This is a genomic window from Stenotrophomonas sp. P5_A8 (genome assembly GCF_056400545.1).
In genome coordinates this window covers 1-1,258 of the sequence record NZ_JBFULB010000557.1, presented here as the reverse complement: position 1 = coordinate 1,258, position 1,258 = coordinate 1, and the positions used below count along the sequence as shown (strand labels likewise).

Below are 1,258 nucleotides of genomic sequence, written 5' to 3'. Positions count from 1 at the left end.
ACACAGAACGTGGCGGTAAGATCGATCAGTATTTCAGTCCCATGGCACACCCCGTATGATACTGCCCATCACGCGGACTTAACTTGGGCCGCAGGGAAAGCAGGGCCTTACAGGGAGCGTTGCAGGGAAGATCCGACTGGATCGTCCGTTCAGATAATGAAGATCTCAGATTCGACCCTCCTCCGGCGGCTTCCCGCGTGGGGAACGTGCGTCGCAGGACTCTCGACCCTTGTCCTGCTGTTCCGAATGCTGCGCTTCCAGGCAGCTACGGACCTCGCTGTGTTTGCCGCAAGCTGCGCGCTCGAGCTTGTGCTGCTGGATTTGGCAACGCGGCTGACGCTGCGCTTGCGCTTCGTGCCGTTGCGCATCCTGATGCTGGTGCTGCCCGCGCTTGCTGGTTGCATCTACATGGCCCAGCTCTATTCGATCTGGATTTCCGGCGGCCTCATTCCTCCGATCGCATTCGCCAACCAGGAAGTGGTCGGGTTGATCGCATTCGATGGCATCTATGCGCTGTTGGCGGTATTCCTGACAGCGTTCATCGGACATGCCTGCGTGGTCCGCACCACATACAAGCCACTATCGCGTCGCATCACCGCGGTTGTCATTCTGGTGCTGGGTACAGGCTATGCCGCGCTGTTGGCCATTCAGCCACTGGCCCGTGGCATCGTGGTCGCGCGCGGGGAAGCACCGATCTCTTCTTTCCTTCGCTCGGCCGCCACGTCGGCCGGCATGAGTGGCCAGGTCCAGATCAGCGCAGCCGAACTGATCGAGGCGCGCGCCGAGTTCTCGCGGCGCACCGTCTATCAGCAGGGTTTCCCGGAGGCGTTTACCCACGCGCTACCCGAGCGGCCGAACGTCATTGTGATCTTCACCGAGGGCATGTCGGCCCGGTGGATGGATACCTACGGCAGCCGGCACCCGGGCGTAACGCCCAATCTGGACCGCCTTGCTGGTGGCTCGCTTGTGTTCAGCAACTACTACAACCACACCGCCGCCACCTTCCGCGGGTTGCGCGGGCAGTTGACCTCGGGCCACCAGGAGGTGGATGGCTACAACCAGGAAGGCACCGGAATCGGGCAGCGCGATGTCTCCGACGATATCACCGCGATCTCGCGGATCAGCATTCCCGAGGTCCTGCGCGCGCAGGGGTACCGCAGCATGTTCTTCCTGTCCCAGCAGGAGTATCTGAACAAGATGGTCGAAACGCTGGGCTTCGACCGCGTGCTGGGGCGTGATTATCTATATGACCACTACC

General features: G+C 61.5%; 1 protein-coding gene. It reads left to right on the top strand.

Features of this window, described 5'->3' with window-relative positions:
* Positions 1-246: 246 nt before the first annotated feature.
* The coding region (locus tag AC1DQP_RS20630; protein WP_478052447.1) for a sulfatase-like hydrolase/transferase at positions 247-1,258 on the top strand (1,012 nt) is incomplete at its 3' end.